This is a genomic window from Rhizobium ruizarguesonis (assembly GCF_012349115.1).
GTDB lineage: Bacteria > Pseudomonadota > Alphaproteobacteria > Rhizobiales > Rhizobiaceae > Rhizobium > Rhizobium ruizarguesonis.
On the sequence record NZ_PQIG01000122.1, the window covers coordinates 238,618 to 254,283 of the forward strand.

Below are 15,666 nucleotides of genomic sequence, written 5' to 3' on the forward strand. Positions count from 1 at the left end.
ATGTCCGCCATCCCTCTTTCCACCATCGAAACCGTCGAAGAACCGGTCAGCCTGTGGCGCGACGCCTGGTATCGACTGAGGCGCAACCGGCTTGCCATCTTCGGCCTCGTCATCGTCGTGATCCTCGCCTTCACGGCGATCTTCGGGCCTTACCTCACCCCCTATGACTATCTGAGCCAGGATCTCAACGCCCGCAACGTCCTGCCGTCGATGAGCCACCTCTTCGGAACCGACGATCTCGGCCGCGACGTCTTCAGCCGTGTGGTCTTCGGCACGCGCACCGCTTTCCTCGTCGCCGTCATCGTCACCGTCTTCGCCGTGCTGATCGGTCTCGTGCTCGGTGCCGTCGCCGGCTTCTTCGGCAATCCGTTCGATCGCGTCATCATGTGGCTGACCGACGTGACGATGTCGGTTCCCAACCTGCTGCTCGTCGTCGTCATCAACGCCTCGCTGAAATCGCCGATCAGCAAATGGATGGAGGCGCGTTATCTCGAGACCCTCAATCCCTTTTACCGCGAAACCATGTGGGTGGATTTCATCCTCGTCTTCGGCTCGATGGCGCTGATCTCCTGGCCGCCTTACGCCCGTCTCGTCCGCGCCCAGGTGCTGTCGATCCGCAGCCGGCCCTATATCACCGCGGCCCAGGCGCTCGGCCTGTCTAACTGGATCATCATCAAGCGCTATGTCATCCCGAATGCGCTGGGGCCTTTGATCGTCTCGGTCAGCGCCGGTCTCGGCACGGCGATGGTGCTGGAAAGTGCCTTCAGCTTCCTTGGCGTCGGGGTCAATCCGCCGACGCCGAGCTGGGGCAACATGATCTCGGACGGCCTGCGTGTCTGGCAGCATTATCCCCACCTTCTCGCCGCTCCGGCGGCCGTGCTCGGCCTTGCCTCGGTTGCCTTCAGCTTCCTTGGCGACGGCCTCAACGACGCGCTCAATCCGCGGGGCAGCAAATGATGGACATGAAAAGCACCAACCGCCTGCTCGATGTCAGGGGCCTCACCGTCGAAATCGATGGCCGCAACGGCCCCGCCATCGTCGTCGACGGCATCGATCTCCATGTCGACAAGGGTGAGACGCTTGGTGTGGTCGGCGAATCCGGCTGCGGCAAGAGCCTGACCATGCTGAGCCTGATGCGGCTCCTGCCGAACAAGATCAAAGTCACTAAGGGATCGGCGACATTCGACGGCCGCGACCTGCAGACGATGTCGAATAGAGAGCTGCGCAAGGTGCGCGGCGGCGATATCGGCTTCGTCTTCCAGGATCCGATGACCTCGCTCAATCCGGTGATGCGCGTCGGTGACCAGATCTGCGAGCCGCTGATCTATCACCGCGGAATGAAAAAGGCGGAGGCCCGCAGACGTGCCGTCGAGCTTCTGCGCCTTGTCGGTATTCCTGGCCCGGAAGAGCGCCTGCAGGCCTATCCGCACGAACTTTCCGGCGGCATGCGCCAGCGCGTGATGATCGCAATCGGCCTTGCCTGCAATCCGAAGCTTTTGATTGCCGACGAGCCGACGACGGCGCTCGACGTCACCATCCAGGCCCAGATCGTCGATCTGGTGAAGGATCTCAGGACCAAGCTCGGCATGTCGGTTGTCTGGATCACCCATGATCTGGCGCTGATCGCCGGCCTCGTCGATCGTGTCGCCGTGCTCTATGCCGGCACGGTGGTCGAAGATGCGCCGGTCGACGAGCTCTATGCCCGCCCGAGCCATCCCTATACGCGCGGCCTGCTGTCTTCGATCCCGAAGCTCTCGGACCCGCCGGCAAGCCGGCTGAGCTCGATCGGCGGCACGCCGCCGGAGCCTGGCCGCCGGCCGAAGGGTTGCCCATTTGCGCCGCGCTGCCCGCTTGTGGAGAACATCTGCCGCGAGAAGGTGCCGCGGCTGGAACCGTTGAGCGGCAGCAGCAATCACCGCGCCGCCTGTTTCGTCGTCCAGAGAATGCAGGAGGCCGCGTGATGGGTGCTCAGCCACTGCTCAAGATCGAAAATCTGGTCAAGCATTTCCACGTCAAGCTCGGCGCCTTCGGTGAACGCTCGGCAACCGTCTATGCGCTCGACAATGTCAATCTCGACATCATGGAAGGCGAGACGCTGAGCCTGGTCGGAGAATCCGGCTGCGGCAAGTCGACGACCGGTTTCACCATCCTCAACCTCTACAAGGCGACCAGCGGCAAGGTCGTTTACAAGGGCCAGGATCTCGCGACGCTCGACGAAAAGCAGATGCGGCCCTTCCGCCGCGACCTGCAGATCGTCTTCCAGGATCCGTATTCGACCCTCAATCCGCGCATGACGGTGGGCGAGGCGATCGGCGAGCCGATCCTCTTCCACAAGCTCTGCACCAAGGCCGAGCTGAAGGACAGGGTCGCGACGCTGCTCACCGATGTCGGCCTGCCGACGCGGTTTGCCCAGCGTTACCCGCATGAGCTTTCCGGCGGCCAGCGGCAGCGCGTCGTCATTGCCCGCGCGCTCGCCTGCCAGCCGAAATTCATTGTTTGCGACGAGGCGATCTCGGCGCTCGACGTGTCGATCCAGGCGCAGATCATCAACCTGCTGCTCGATCTGCAGGAAAAATATGGGCTGACCTATCTCTTTATCGCCCATGATCTCGCAGTCGTGCGCCATATCAGCACCCGTGTCGGCGTCATGTATCTCGGGCGGCTCGCCGAACTTGCCACCCGCGAGGAGCTCTTCGACAATCCGCTGCACCCCTATACCAGGGCGCTGCTGTCGGCCGTTCCGGAGACCGATCCCGAACATGAGCGCACCCGCCAGCGTCAGATCCTGCAGGGCGATGTGCCGAGCCCGCTGAACCCGCCGACCGGCTGCCGCTTTCACACGCGCTGCCCGATTGCCATGGATGTCTGCAGCAAGGTCATCCCCGTGTGGCAGGAAGCAAAACCCGGCCACCTCGTCGCCTGCCATGCCGTCAACACCGGACAGACCGCATGACGCTGAAGGCCGTTATCGTCGCCGATGATCTGACGGGTGCGCTCGATACCGGCACGCCCTTCGTCGACGCCGGACTTTCGGTTGCGGTCGCCGTCGATGTCGAGGCTGCCCAGGATGCGATCGCCACCGGCTGTGATGTCGTCGTCGTCAACACCGCTTCGCGTGCGCTTGGCGAACCGCAAGCTGCCGAGAGGGTCCGCTTCGCGACCGCGGCACTTCGTGGCGTGAAGCCCGCAGTCGTTATGAAGAAGATCGACTCCCGGCTGAAGGGCAATGTCGCGGCGGAGAGCCTGGCGCTGGCCGATGCGCTCGGCCTGGAGACTATCCTGGTGGCGCCCGCTATTCCCGATCAGGAGCGTCTGACCTTTAGGGGCTGTGTTGTCGGCCGCGGCGTCGACAAGCCACTGCCGATCGCCGATCTGTTCGAGGGCCGTGCGGGCAATGTTGCTGTTGCCGATGCAAAGGACGATAGTGATCTCGACCAGATCGTTGCCGATCATGACTGGCGGCTGACGCTTGCGGTCGGCGCACGGGGTCTGGGTTCCGCACTTGCCCGCCAGCTCGGCGAGATGGGGCAGCAATCGGTGCCGGAGTTTGCGGCGACCCGGCGTACCCTGTTCGCCTTTGGCTCGCGCGACCCGATTACCACTACCCAGATGGACCGGCTCGAAGCCTCGGGTGTCCTGCGCATGGTGGTGGACGCGCCGATGGGGCAGGTCGAAGTCGGGGAGGGCATGGCGCTGCCGGCGCTGCTGCGTTGCACCGGCGATATGGCGGCCGATGCGGCATTGGTCGCCCGCCGTTTTGCGGCAGGCGTCAGATCGGTCATCGACGATACCAAGCCTGACATGCTGATGGTCGGCGGCGGCGACACGGCGCTTGCCGTTTTCCAGGCGCTCGGGGTCAGAGTTCTGGCGCCGAAGGGCGAAATCGAGGCCGGCGTGCCGTGGTTCGATGTCACGGCCGTCGACGGACGGCATTTTCGGTGCGCGGTGAAGTCCGGGGGCTTCGGCAAGCCTGATAGTTTGCTAAGACTGGTTCTTTGGAATCGGGCGGCATAGTAAGATACCGCCGGGGAGAATGACGTGGCTGAAGTGAATGGCGAATCTTTGAACGCGGAAGCCGGCCCGCCGGGCAAGCCTGAACGCGGCAAGGCCGTCAAGCTGGTCGATCGCGTCTTCGACCAGTTGCTCGAGCGTATCCGCGGCGGAAACTATCCGCCGGATTCACGCCTTCCCGGCGAGCATGAGCTTGCCTCGATGCTGGGTGTATCGCGGCCGATCGTCCGCGATGCGCTGGCGCGCCTGCGCGATCAGGGCATGGTCTATGCCCGGCAGGGCGCCGGCACCTTCGTCAGCGCGCATGGATCGCCGACGACGCAGCTTGCCTATTCGCCGGTCAAGACGATCGCCGACATTCAACGCTGCTACGAATTCCGCCTGACGATCGAGCCGGCGGCGGCCTATTTCGCCGCCAAACGCCGCAATGAGCAGGCCATTCAGAAGATCGCCAGCGCGCTTGCGGATCTGCGTGAGGCGACCAGCCATCAGCTTCACCGCACCGACGCCGATTTCCTCTTCCACCGCGCGGTGACGGAAGCTGCCAACAATCATTATTACACGGCCTCGATCGATGCGCTGAAGGCCCATATCGCCGTTGGCATGCATCTCCACGGCCTGTCTTTGCTCGGCCCCCGCCAAGGGTTGGAACAGGTCTATGAAGAGCATAACGCCATCTACAAGGCGATCGCCGATGGCCGGCCTGACGATGCACAAAGACTGATGAAGGCGCATCTCGAAGGTTCTCGGGATCGTCTGTTTGAGGGCAGGGTGCTCGACCTATCCTTCTGACGCGCATTCCCAAGCGCCAAGCAGCTCGGAAATGGCAAGAGAGTTCATGCCCTTAAAGCGGGATGTCTCCTTCGTCGTCGATTGTCAGCCGGATTTCTGCTTCTTGATGATGCTGATGTTGCCGCTCACTTCGAGGATGGCAAATTTTATCTCCGTAACGCTCTCGATGCCTTCCTGGCTTCGAGCCGCTTGCATGACGTCCTCCTTCTGCAGTCGGGCGCCTTTGAGCGCGCGCTCATCGTAGACGCCATCCGTCACCAGAACGGTTGGAACGCCATCGATGATATGAGCTGCGCGAGGCCACCACCTCTTCACGTAAGACAGGCCGATGTCGGTCGTAAACAGCGTGAGGATCAAGACGACGGCGTTGGTGATCGAGAAGTCATCGCCCAGCATCGCCTGCTGGGTGGTCTCGGAAATCACCAGCACGATCACCAGATCAAACGGCGTCATCTGAGCCAATGTCCGTCTTCCCGACAGACGGATGATCACGAGCAGGGTGAAATAGATTGCCAATCCGCGTAATACTGCATCCACCGTGCCGCCCTCATGGAAAGATGAACGTGGATTGGCTGCGAGTCTCCCCGCCCATGCCGATAGTGGCGCGGCGAGGGCCGGGGAGTTGCGTTTGCAGACGGAAGACGATCTGTGTCAGTCCTGCCGGGTCGGCAGGAAACACATAGCCTATCCGGCCTTCGCGCACGAAAGTCGCCTTTTGGGGTGGATCGATGCCCTGAACCGAGAAGGTTTGCAGAAAGGCGGCATCGATCGTGAAGACCCTGTCTTCGGATGACGGCGTGAAGTTCACGGTCATATCCTCAGGAGCATTCCATCGGGAGATGACGGGAAAGTCCACGGACCCATCGGCCAACAGAAGAGTTTGCCGCGAAAATGGACCGCCTCTTCCAAGCAAACCCAGCAAGCAGCTCAGCAGAAGAAGCGTGAACACGATCCAGGAACTACGTTGAACCGCCCAGAAAGTTTGCTGAAATTCGGTGTAATCGACCACACCTTCCGGCAACGCGGGCAACGGGTGTATCTTTCCCATGCCCCCTCCCTGTGCGTCTTGCGGAGAACTTGGCTCGGAGGCAAGCGTTCCCGGCAATGAGGGGGCCGTGGCCGTGTACATCGGATGGGTAGCAGTCCAGGCATCTTCGCCGATCAAGGGAACGAAGAGCACCCCGCCGAGATCTTCTTCTTCGAACGTGACGTCCCCGGTACGCGTGACCCGTTTCAGGCGCTGCGCGTCACAGCGGCCGACCGGAATGATGAGCCGCCCTCCGAGGCCCAACTGCTCTTTCAAGGCGGTTGGCACCTCTGGTGCGCTCGCTGAAACAATAATAGCATCGAACGGAGCGGCTTCCGCCCAGCCCTTGCTGCCATCGCCGACGCGAACGTCAATGTTGCGGTATCCCAGTTTCTCGAACCGTTCCTTGGCCTGAAGCGCCAGCGCTTCGTGGCGCTCGATGGAATAGACGTGCCTTGTTATCCGGCTCAGGAGGGCTGAAGCGTAGCCGGAACCTGTTCCGACCTCGAGCACTGTGTCACCGGCATCCAGATTGGCCTTTTCGAGCATCAGAGCCACGATGAACGGCTGCGAAATTGTCTGGCCTTCGCCGATCGACAGCGGCGCATCCTCATAGGCGAATTCCTCGGAGCCCGGAGGAACGAATTTTTCGCGCGGCACTGTGCGCATCGCTTCGGTCACGCCTGGATCGCGAATGCCACGACGCGTAACGTGGTGCTCCACCATGCGATCTCGGATGCGCGTCATATCCATGGATCAGTTCCACTGTCGCCGACTGCACCTTGGGCAAACTTATGGGTGGTGCAGAATGTAAAACAAATGGGCGACCGGGGAGTTCCTGAAAGGAGCAGGTTTTCGGCAAGCGCCAAGGGAATAGCAAAGCGACACGCAAGCATGTCGCACTTCAAAATAGAACGTACCCGGTTCCACGAACAGAACGTCAAAGTGCCACGTAAACGCGAGCGCTGATTTTTCAGCACGCGGAACGGCCGTTCGTCGAACAGGGATCGCCAGACAGCCCCCTAGCGATGATTTGCGGAAATCTTGCGAAGATGATCTCTTATCATCGCGCGAAACTCGCGCAATGTTCGAAACCCGATGTGCTGTGCAAGTCGGTGAACCGTCGTTTGAGAAACCCTGCAATTGCGGGCAATCGCAGCGGCACTTTCGAATGCAATCATTTCCGGCCGTTCTATAATCTGCCTCGCGACCTGTTCGAGACTGTTGGGAAAGACGATCTGCCGTTTGGCGATCAGGTACTTCAGTTCCTGCAGTGTCGCGGGAGGACGGTGGTCTCTATCCTGTAGCATTGCGCTTCACCTTCCAAAGATCCGTCTTCCGGTAATCTCGGTGCGACCCGGATGCATATTGGAAGGCGGCACGTCATCCCCGGTGGCGATGCGGCCATGTGAGCACATGGCCGCATCGAAACTTGTTAATCGACCCGCACCGGCCTGCCCGTCTGCCAGCTCACGGTGGCGGCCTCCGCCAGTTTCTGAGCCTGGAGGCCATCAATTCCGCCGGGCTTCGGCGAACGGTTGCCGCTGTCGATCGCATCAATGAAGGCATTGATCTCGTTGGCGTAGGCCTGGGCGTAGCGTTCAAGGAAGAAATACTGGACGGGATCGCCGCTAACACCATTCGCATTGGAAAGCTCGACGCTGGTTGCATGGATATTCCTCGCCGCAAGCATGCCGGCAGCTCCGTGGATTTCGATGCGCTGGTCGTAGCCATAAGTCGCCCGGCGCGAATTGGTGATAACGGCAATGCGCCCGGAAGCCGTCTGCATCTGCACCGCTGCAGTATCCACATCGCCCTCGGCTCCGATCGCCTTATCAACGAGCGAGGATCCAAGTGCATTCACGACGACGAATTCTTCCCCCATGAGGAAACGGGCCATGTCGAAGTCATGAATCATCATATCGCGGAACAGGCCGCCGGATGATTTGACGTAATCAGCCGGCGGCGGCGCGGGATCTCGGCTGGTGATCGTCACGATCTCGATTTCGCCGATGTCCCCGTGGCGCAGGCGCGCTTCCACGCTGGCGAAGTTCGGGTCAAACCGGCGATTGAAGCCGATCATCAAAGTCGACTTGTTCTTCTCGACGACGTCGAGGCAGGTATTGATACGCTCGACCGATAGGGACACGGGCTTTTCGCAGAGGATAGCCTTGCCGGCCTTCGCGGCCGCCTCGATGAGATCGGCGTGGCTGGGGGTCGGTGTCGCAATCAGGATCGCATCGACACTTGAGGACTTGATGACCTCCTCCGCATCGGCAACCTCGGCGCCCGTCTGCGCGGCAAGCGCCTCTGCCGATGCCTTGAAGGCATCCGCCACATAGACGAGCTTCGCCTTCGGGTTCGCCGCAATAGTCGCGGCATGCACCTTGCCTATCCGGCCGGCGCCGATCACTCCAAACCTGATCATTGATATTTCTCCATGACGTGTAAGTGTTGACTATCGAAATCTTCAAACCGTGAAGGCGTCGCGGAAACGGGCAAGCGCCGTCTCATCGTCGCCGGAAGCCCAGGCCTCCATGCCGATCGTGCCGCGATAGCCCATATCCTTGAGCGCACGAGCAATTGCCTTGTAGTTGATCTCTCCGGTACCCGGCTCCATGCGGCCCGGAACATCCGCCACCTGGATTTCGCCGATATGGGGCAGAGCGCGCCGGCAAAGCTCGATCAGGTTTCCTTCGCCGATCTGAGCGTGATAGAGGTCGAGATTGAGCTTCAGCGCCGGCCGGTTTACCGACGAAACGAGCGCAACCGTATCGTCGGCCTTGGCAAACGGTGTCTTGGGGTGATCGACTGCTTCGTTGAGGTTTTCGAGCACGAAAGTGACGCCCTCTTTCTCGCCGAGGTCGGCGATACGGCTAAGCGTGTCGTGCGCCTTGAGCCACATGGCGCCCGTCACTTTGTCGGCCTTGACCACCGGCAAACCCTGGCCGTCAAGACCGGTCCCGTGCAGGTTGAGGCGCGGGCAATTGAGCTCCCTGGCGACCGGGATCGATTGCTTCGCAGTTCGCAGCAATTCGTCTGCGCCCGCGTCATCGGCAAGCGTTCCAGTCACATAGCCCGTCATTGACGAGAAGACCGCTCCTGATCTTGCAAGGGCGGCGATGTCATGTTTCGTCCAATCCCAGATCTCGGCGTGAAAGCCGAGTTCGGTGATGCGCTTGAGCCTATCGACGACGGGCAGCGACTTGAAGACCATCTCGGCACAGACCGCGAGCGTGAAGGGGGATGAGGCATTCGGCGAGCCGTCGTTCATGACCGTATTCCATGATTGATGATTGAGTGAAAGGCGGCGACGGCCCTTGAAAACCAATGGAACGCCGCCTCGGAACCAAGCCGGCTAGACCGTGCCGCCGAGTTCTTCGGACAATTGCTGCAGTTCCTTGCCGCCGGCCATGAGGTTCTGAAGCTCATCCATCGCGATGTCCGCCTTAGAAAAGGTGCCAAGCGTCTGGCCGCGATTGAGGATGGTGAAGCGGTCCGCTACCGCATAGGCATGTCGGACATTATGGGTGATGAAAATGACGCCCAATCCTTTCTGTCGAACCTGGTGGATGTATTTCAGCACCATCGAGGTTTGCGCCACGCCGAGCGCCGAGGTCGGCTCATCGAGAATGAGGATCTTGGCGCCGAAGTAGACGGCGCGGGCAATGGCAACGCACTGGCGTTCGCCCCCGGACAAAGTGCCTACCGCCTGATTGGGATCGCGGATATCGATGCCGATCTTGTGCATCTCCTCACGCGTGACATTGTTGCAGTGCGTAAGGTCGATGTGACGGAAGGGGAAGAAGCCCTTGCGGGGCTCTCGTCCCATGAAGAAATTGCGGGTGATAGACATCAGCGGGATCATGGCGAGATCCTGATAGACGGTCGCGATCCCAGCATCGAGCGCATCACGCGGGCTGCTGAAATTGACCGGCTTGCCTTCGACCAGGAACGCGCCGCCGCTTGGACGGACAACGCCGGAGAGCGTCTTGATCAAAGTGGATTTGCCCGCGCCATTGTCTCCGAGGAGACAAAGCACCTCTCCGGCCGACACATGCATCGATACGCCGTTGAGAGCAATCACCGAGCCGTAATGCTTGACAATGTCGGTCACTTCAATGATCGGCATTCGAATATTGGCATCAGCCATGATCAGCGCTCCCCGGTAACCTTGCGGCGGATGAAATTGTTGAAAAGAACGGCCAGCAGCAGCATCGAGCCCAGGAAGACCTGAAACCAGTCGGAATCGAACTTGGTGTAGGTCAGACCGATCGAGACCGAGCCGAAGATGATCGCGCCGAAGAAGGCGCCAATCGCCGAACCATAGCCGCCTGTCAGCAAGCATCCACCAATGACGGCGGCAATGATCGCCTCGAACTCTTTCTGAAAGCCGCGTCTGGCATCCGTGGAGCCGGCATCGAGCACAGTGATGATGGCGACCAGAGCCGCCGCGCATGCCGTCAGCGCAAACAGGCCGGTCTTGACCCTGTGGACCGGGACGCCAGAGTTTCTCGCTGCATTGGGATCACCACCGGCGGCAAAGATCCAGTTGCCCATGCGAGTGCGCAGGAGGACCCAGGTCGCAGCCAGGGCAAGCGCCACGAACCACAATACCGATACCGGGATGCCCGTGACCTTCGGCATGCCGTTGGGGAACTTGTCGATCAGGTCGAGATCCGCAAGCCAGACAAAGACGCCCTTCAGCGCATCGCCGGAAAAAAAGCCAAGCAGCGGACTGTCCTTGACGCGGTCGCCGATGCCACGAAGCTGCGTTGAGCCGCCTGTCGCCCATTTCAGGCCGACGAGCGTCAAGCCACGGAGAATGAAGAGGAATGCCAGGGTCACGATGAAGGACGGAAGGCGCGTGTGAATGACGATCTGCCCGTTGATCGCTCCCATGAACGCGGCAAAAAGCATCGTCATGACGATGGCAACCGAAAGCGGCTGGCCGAAATTCGTAAGGATGACGCCGAAAATCAGTCCCGCAAAGGCCACCATCGAGCCGATCGAAAGATCAAACTCGCCGCCGATCATCAGAAGGGCCGCCGCAATGGCCAGAATCCCCAATTGCGACGCCGGCGCCATGATGGTCATCAGGCCGGAAAGCGAGAACATGGTACGGTCGGCGGTGAGAAAGAAAAAGACGATGACGAGAACAAGGCCAGCCACGGCACCAAGCTCAGGCCGCCGCATCATATGCGTCAAAAAACTTACTTGTTTGACGCGCTCATCGGCCTTCGGCGCAGCCGCCGTTCTCTGCTCAAGCGAAGCCATAACTCCTCCCACGGATCATAATTTAGGGTAGCGTTGGCGCTGCTCGGCAGCGCGGTCAGTCGGCCAAACCCCCTCCCCATTAAGGGGGAGGAGATTCTGGGAGAATGCCCTTCGGCAATTCCGGTTAGCGAATGCCCTTGGCGGAAAGATCCACGACTTGGGCCGCCTTTTCCTTAGTGATAAGGTTCGGGCCGGATGGAACATTCCCCCCCGGGATAAGCCCGTATTTGGCATAGTTGGCCAAGAATACGACCGGTAGATAGCCCTGCAGGAACTGCTGCTGATCGATCGCGAAGGCAGCCTTACCGTCGGCCACGGCCTTCAGGAAATCAGCTGAAAGGTCGAATGTCGCCACCTTGATCTTGCCGGTCATTCCGACATCCTCGACGGCCGCGAGCGAAGGCTCGCCGGCCGTACCGGCACCAAGCGCCATGACAGTATCGACGGCACTATTGGAACTCAGCGCTGCCTTGACCTTCGCACGGACATCAGCCGGATCGTTGCTGACGGGTAGAACCGTGACCTTGCCGCCGAAACCGTCGGCAAAGCCCTTGCAGCGCAGATCGAGCGAAACATTGCCGACCTCCTGGTTCACGCACAGGCCTTCCTTGCCGCCCAGCTCATGCAGTTTCCCACCGGCGGCTTTGCCGGCGGTATATTCGTCCTGGCCGACATGCAGCAGCGCTCCCAACTCCTTTGAAACGTCGGAACCGGAATTGATGGAAATAACCGGGATACCGGCGGCGACAGCCTTCTTGATGGATGGACCGAGTGCTGAGGCGTCTGGAATGGAGACGATGAGCCCATCGGGCTTCTGATTGACGGCAGCATCGATGAGCTGCCCCATCGACACCATGTCGAAAGTTTCCGGAGCGCGATAATCGACGCTAATACCCATGTCCTTCGCCGCTGCGTTGACGCCGTTCTTGACGACGGACCAGAAAGGATCATTGGCCTGGCCGTGGGTGACGGCGACGATGCGAATGTCAGCGGCATTGGCTATTGCCGAAGAGCACATGAGCGCAGCAGCAACGGCCGCGCCCGCGAGAAGCGATTTCAAACCGAATTTCATTTTACCCTCCCAAAAACAGTCCGCACTACGCGAACCTCCCAATGCTACCGGTTGCAACTCCATTTGCACCCGGTAGCAAACTCGATAAAACTACTTTATTGTCGACAAAAATCAAGCATCCATTCCATTTTTATTTTTTTGTGGAATATTCATTCCGTTCAGGAGGAGACGGCCATGCGCAAACGGGCGACAGCGAAAGAGGTGGCGGAAGCCGCCGGCGTGTCGAAATGGACCGTCATTCGTGCGTTCACGCCCGGTGCGTCGATTACGGAAGCAAGCCGACAAAAGGTGCTTCAGGCGGCCGAGGTTCTGAACTATTCGCCTAACCTGCTTGCCCGCAGTCTTGCGACGAACACCACCCATCAGGTGGCCGTCTTCGTCGATGACTTCGCCAATCCGCACAAGCTTCCGGTTCTGGAGATGTTGACCGAGCGCCTGCAGGCGGAGGGTCTGCTGACCGTATTGATCAACATCAACCGCCATTTCGATCACGTTCACGCCTTGATCAACGCCGACCAACGACAATTCGATGCCGTGATACTGTTCGGTACGGCCTTTCGCGAGGAAACGCTCGGTGATCGACGGCTTGGCCGAGGTTTCCCGCCGATGTTCGTTCTTGCAAGAGACAGCCAAATCCCCGGCGTTCCCGCGATTGCCTGCGATGCAGAACTCGCTCTCGGCGAGATCGTCGATTACCTGTTTAACAAGGGATATCGCCGTCCCGGTTTTATGACGGGAGCGAGAACCTTGTCGACCGCGCTGGGCAGGCGCCATCATTATGCAAGTTTTTGGCGCCGGAAAGGCATCGAACGCGTCACCGAATTAGCCGCGGAAAGATACAGCGCCCAAGCTGGCGCAGAGGCGGCGCGCATCTATTTTAGCACGACTGCGCCCGAGTCGCGGGTCGACGTATTGATGTGTGAAAATGACATCTTGGCGCTGGGAGCGATGGATGTCATCCGTAGCGAGTTCGGCCTAAGAATTCCGCAAGACGTGGCAGTCGTCGGCTTCGATAACATCGAACTCGGCGAGGCTCCCGCCTACGAATTGACCAGTTACCAACAGCCCACCGAGGCGATGATCAATGCCCTGGTCGCTATGATAACCGGAAAGGACGACAGCGAAACGGTTGTCATGCCCGGGCGCCTCGTGCTGAGATCATCGGCATGAAATGACCCCAAGACGCGGCCGCGAAGCATCCGCGCGAAGCGCTTCCGACCACAATCGAAAGCGTCTAAAGGGCGCCTTGAAGGGAACCGAACCACCGGCGACGCAACATGTGGCGGGGAAGTTGGAATGTCCGTTTGTGTGCAAAGTAGAAGTGTCACTTTGGGCTGCTGCACGGCACGACGACCAGCCCCGATCTGACCGGCTGATGCCGTTGCAAGATCAGATCGGGGCGGGTGAGGGGCACCGTTCGGCTTTATTTTTCTCAGTGGCAATTGTTCCGTCGCCGGTTGTACTATTGGCAGCTGTCTGTTGCAGGGTAGGGATCAAAGCCGCACGATGCTTCCGGAAATCAAGTTGCAGGGTGACGTCGATGTCGCCGCGCTGTCACCACTTCTTCGCGGGATGATCCTTTCGGCTTCCTACGCCGACAGTCAGGGCGGCATAGGGTTGACAGCGACCGGCGCCATGAACCGCAAGTTCGTGCATTGGGCCGCCGTTCACTTCCAGTGGCCCGACTACACGTCGGAAGACCTCTACAGCATGAACAAGGTTCTTAATGAAGGCGACATGCCGCCGCTTTGGGTCGTCCGCAGCATGCTTGCTCATTTAAAACTTCTTCGCAAAAAGAAAGACCTTTTGCTTGCTACAAAACGATGCCGGGAGTTTCTCGCTAGGCCCCAGGCTTATTTTGACCTGATCGCCACGGACTATCTTTATTCCTACATGCACGACGGCCAGACGCTCGAGGAGGTGCGTGAACGAATGCGTTCGTGGCACGTATTCCTCAATCTTATCAATATCAAAGCCAGGCCGGGATGTTCGGTGAACGACTTGCTGAGCGTCCTTTATCCAAGCCTCTTGTCTCAGCCGGAAGCAGCAATGTCAGCAGAAGTCTGGACGTTGGGATCGGAGCTTCGCTACGGCGTCATTCGTCCCTTGTGCTGGCTGGGACTGCTTCACGAAGACCGCGACGGACTGACCATCCTTCAGAATGGGATGTACCACAAGACACCGCTTTGGGCGGCCTGCCTGCAACTCGAATCCGACATGCAAGGCGACATCCTCATGCATTGAGGAACACCCGGTCATTCCGCAGCCGGCTGCCTCAACAGCGCCTTCTCGCGCCTCGCAATCACTGCAGGATCGTCCATGAAGTCTGTCTTGCGGCCCGGCTTTCGGCCCCGCGGCGTGTAGCCATTCTTCTCACTGTTACTCTTGACCTTCGGCCTTGTCTGCTGCTCCTGGCGCTCCTTGATATAGGCCAGCACGTCTCCGAGTCGCTTGTTCTCGATGATCGCCGCATGCGTCACCCGCTGGTCCTTGTCGAACACCTTGTAGGGCAGGGAGTATCCCTTCCACCGCACGTCCAGCCGGCCATCGGCAAAGGCATAGGTCTCGACATAACGGCCCACCAGGCCACGCGTCACCTCGGTCTCTTCGAGCATGATCCGCTGGCGCTCGAACGAAAACGTCAGCTGCGCCCCGACATAACGCTGCTCACGCTTGCACAGGATCTCCTTCAGCCGGTCCGACGCAAGATTCATCGGCCGACGCAGATTATCGGACCGGGTAGGGACAATCGCAAATCGCCCATTGTAGCGCTCAATGAAACCGGACAGGAAAGCGTTGCCGTCGTCCATGCCGGAAATCCCCGCCAGCCGCAATTCCTTGACCAGCCGATCCTGCAGCGCCCGGTTCATCCGCTCGACGCGACCCTTCGCCTGGCTCGAATTTGCGCAAAGAATCTCGATGTTTAGCTCACAAAGCGCACGGCTTCACGCCGTAAGCGTGGCTGATGAACCGTCCGCCGCTGCTTGCGCGACAGCCAAAGTCCGGCCCCTGTCATCCAGCCGCGCAACGTCTCGCGCGACACCCGCAATCCATCTCGCTCGGAAAGCTTCTCAGCCGCCAATGTCGGCCCGAAGTCTGCATAGCGTTCGCGAACCAGCGTCACCGCGTAATCTCGAACACCGTCACTGATCCGGTTGTTCGACGGCCGGCCGATCGCCTTGTGCCGGATCGACGCCGCACCACCCGTGTTGATCCGCTCCAGCAGACGACGCACCTGGCGCGTACTCAGATCAAGCACATGTGCCGCCGACACCATCGTCATCCGGCCGGCGATCACTTTCGATAGAATCTCGATCCGCTGCAGATCACGCTCGCTCATCGCAATCAGTCCCATCCGCAATCTCCCACACCATCAAACCCGGGGAGTGTGACATTCCAACTTTGCAGAAACAGGACACTTCAACTTTGCGGTGGAAAAGCTAACCCAAGTGCATCACGCCTGTTTTGCAGAGTAGGGGATCACCTA

15 protein-coding genes and 1 pseudogene are annotated in these 15,666 nt (G+C 59.9%); 7 read left to right on the forward strand and 9 right to left on the reverse strand.

The genetic code is table 11. The features are described 5' to 3' along the window. Genes C3Y91_RS33720 through C3Y91_RS33740 form a run of 5 tightly spaced genes read left to right on the forward strand, consistent with a single transcriptional unit; the run spans window position 1 to window position 4,803 of the window. Complete coding sequence (locus C3Y91_RS33720) at window positions 1-957, forward strand: ABC transporter permease (RefSeq protein ID WP_024320194.1); 957 nt, start codon at window positions 1-3, stop codon at window positions 955-957. Then, window positions 954-1,961 carry an ABC transporter ATP-binding protein gene (locus C3Y91_RS33725; RefSeq protein ID WP_018070816.1) on the forward strand — a complete coding sequence of 336 codons (1,008 nt, stop codon included), beginning with the start codon at window positions 954-956 and terminating at the stop codon, window positions 1,959-1,961. Before C3Y91_RS33720 ends, C3Y91_RS33725 begins: the two co-directional genes overlap by 4 nt. Continuing rightward, the gene (locus C3Y91_RS33730; protein WP_024320193.1) at window positions 1,961-2,953 is read left to right on the forward strand and encodes an ABC transporter ATP-binding protein; all 993 of its coding nucleotides are present in this window, start codon (window positions 1,961-1,963) and stop codon (window positions 2,951-2,953) included. The genes C3Y91_RS33725 and C3Y91_RS33730 overlap by 1 nt, the downstream gene beginning before the upstream one ends. After that, on the forward strand, window positions 2,950-4,014 hold the full coding sequence (locus C3Y91_RS33735; protein WP_024320192.1) for a four-carbon acid sugar kinase family protein: 1,065 nt from the start codon (window positions 2,950-2,952) through the stop codon (window positions 4,012-4,014). The genes C3Y91_RS33730 and C3Y91_RS33735 overlap by 4 nt, the downstream gene beginning before the upstream one ends. A 24-nt stretch (window positions 4,015-4,038) precedes the next feature. Continuing rightward, complete coding sequence (locus tag C3Y91_RS33740; RefSeq protein ID WP_003549481.1) at window positions 4,039-4,803, forward strand: FadR/GntR family transcriptional regulator; 765 nt, start codon at window positions 4,039-4,041, stop codon at window positions 4,801-4,803. 84 nt (window positions 4,804-4,887) lie between these two features. Here C3Y91_RS33740 and C3Y91_RS33745 read toward each other — a convergent pair whose 3' ends face one another. From C3Y91_RS33745 to C3Y91_RS33780, 8 genes are all read right to left on the reverse strand, one after another. Further along, window positions 4,888-5,340 (reverse strand): DUF421 domain-containing protein, encoded by a 453-nt coding sequence (locus C3Y91_RS33745; RefSeq protein WP_018070819.1) that lies wholly within the window; start codon window positions 5,338-5,340, stop codon window positions 4,888-4,890. Window positions 5,341-5,350: 10 nt separating this feature from the next. Next, window positions 5,351-6,583, reverse strand: a complete 1,233-nt coding sequence (locus tag C3Y91_RS33750) for a protein-L-isoaspartate(D-aspartate) O-methyltransferase (protein WP_130676567.1) — start codon at window positions 6,581-6,583, stop codon at window positions 5,351-5,353. A gap of 269 nt (window positions 6,584-6,852) precedes the next feature. Then, window positions 6,853-7,140 carry a MurR/RpiR family transcriptional regulator gene (locus tag C3Y91_RS33755; RefSeq protein ID WP_018070821.1) on the reverse strand — a complete coding sequence of 96 codons (288 nt, stop codon included), beginning with the start codon at window positions 7,138-7,140 and terminating at the stop codon, window positions 6,853-6,855. 125 nt (window positions 7,141-7,265) lie between these two features. Next, window positions 7,266-8,258 carry an inositol 2-dehydrogenase gene (iolG, locus tag C3Y91_RS33760; protein ID WP_024320190.1) on the reverse strand — a complete coding sequence of 331 codons (993 nt, stop codon included), beginning with the start codon at window positions 8,256-8,258 and terminating at the stop codon, window positions 7,266-7,268. A gap of 42 nt (window positions 8,259-8,300) precedes the next feature. Further along, the gene (locus C3Y91_RS33765) at window positions 8,301-9,104 is read right to left on the reverse strand and encodes a TIM barrel protein (RefSeq protein ID WP_024320189.1); all 804 of its coding nucleotides are present in this window, start codon (window positions 9,102-9,104) and stop codon (window positions 8,301-8,303) included. 84 nt (window positions 9,105-9,188) lie between these two features. Next, the gene (locus tag C3Y91_RS33770; protein WP_024320188.1) at window positions 9,189-9,983 is read right to left on the reverse strand and encodes an ATP-binding cassette domain-containing protein; all 795 of its coding nucleotides are present in this window, start codon (window positions 9,981-9,983) and stop codon (window positions 9,189-9,191) included. Between the two features lie 2 nt (window positions 9,984-9,985). Next, a complete protein-coding gene (locus tag C3Y91_RS33775) occupies window positions 9,986-11,107 on the reverse strand; it encodes an ABC transporter permease (protein ID WP_024320187.1) in 1,122 nt (373 codons plus the stop codon). 124 nt (window positions 11,108-11,231) lie between these two features. Next, window positions 11,232-12,179, reverse strand: a complete 948-nt coding sequence (locus C3Y91_RS33780; protein ID WP_024320186.1) for a sugar ABC transporter substrate-binding protein — start codon at window positions 12,177-12,179, stop codon at window positions 11,232-11,234. A gap of 174 nt (window positions 12,180-12,353) precedes the next feature. On the opposite strand from C3Y91_RS33780, the gene C3Y91_RS33785 reads away from it, so the two are divergent. Together C3Y91_RS33785 and C3Y91_RS33790 are read left to right on the forward strand one after the other, a co-directional pair. After that, a complete protein-coding gene (locus tag C3Y91_RS33785) occupies window positions 12,354-13,349 on the forward strand; it encodes a LacI family DNA-binding transcriptional regulator (RefSeq protein WP_130689108.1) in 996 nt (331 codons plus the stop codon). Window positions 13,350-13,685: 336 nt separating this feature from the next. Beyond that, window positions 13,686-14,423, forward strand: coding sequence for a hypothetical protein (locus tag C3Y91_RS33790; RefSeq protein WP_024320184.1), 738 nt, complete (start codon window positions 13,686-13,688; stop codon window positions 14,421-14,423). A gap of 11 nt (window positions 14,424-14,434) precedes the next feature. Here the strand turns inward: C3Y91_RS33790 and C3Y91_RS33795 are convergent. Then, window positions 14,435-15,534, reverse strand: a pseudogene (locus C3Y91_RS33795) (helix-turn-helix domain-containing protein). Window positions 15,535-15,666: the final 132 nt, after the last annotated feature.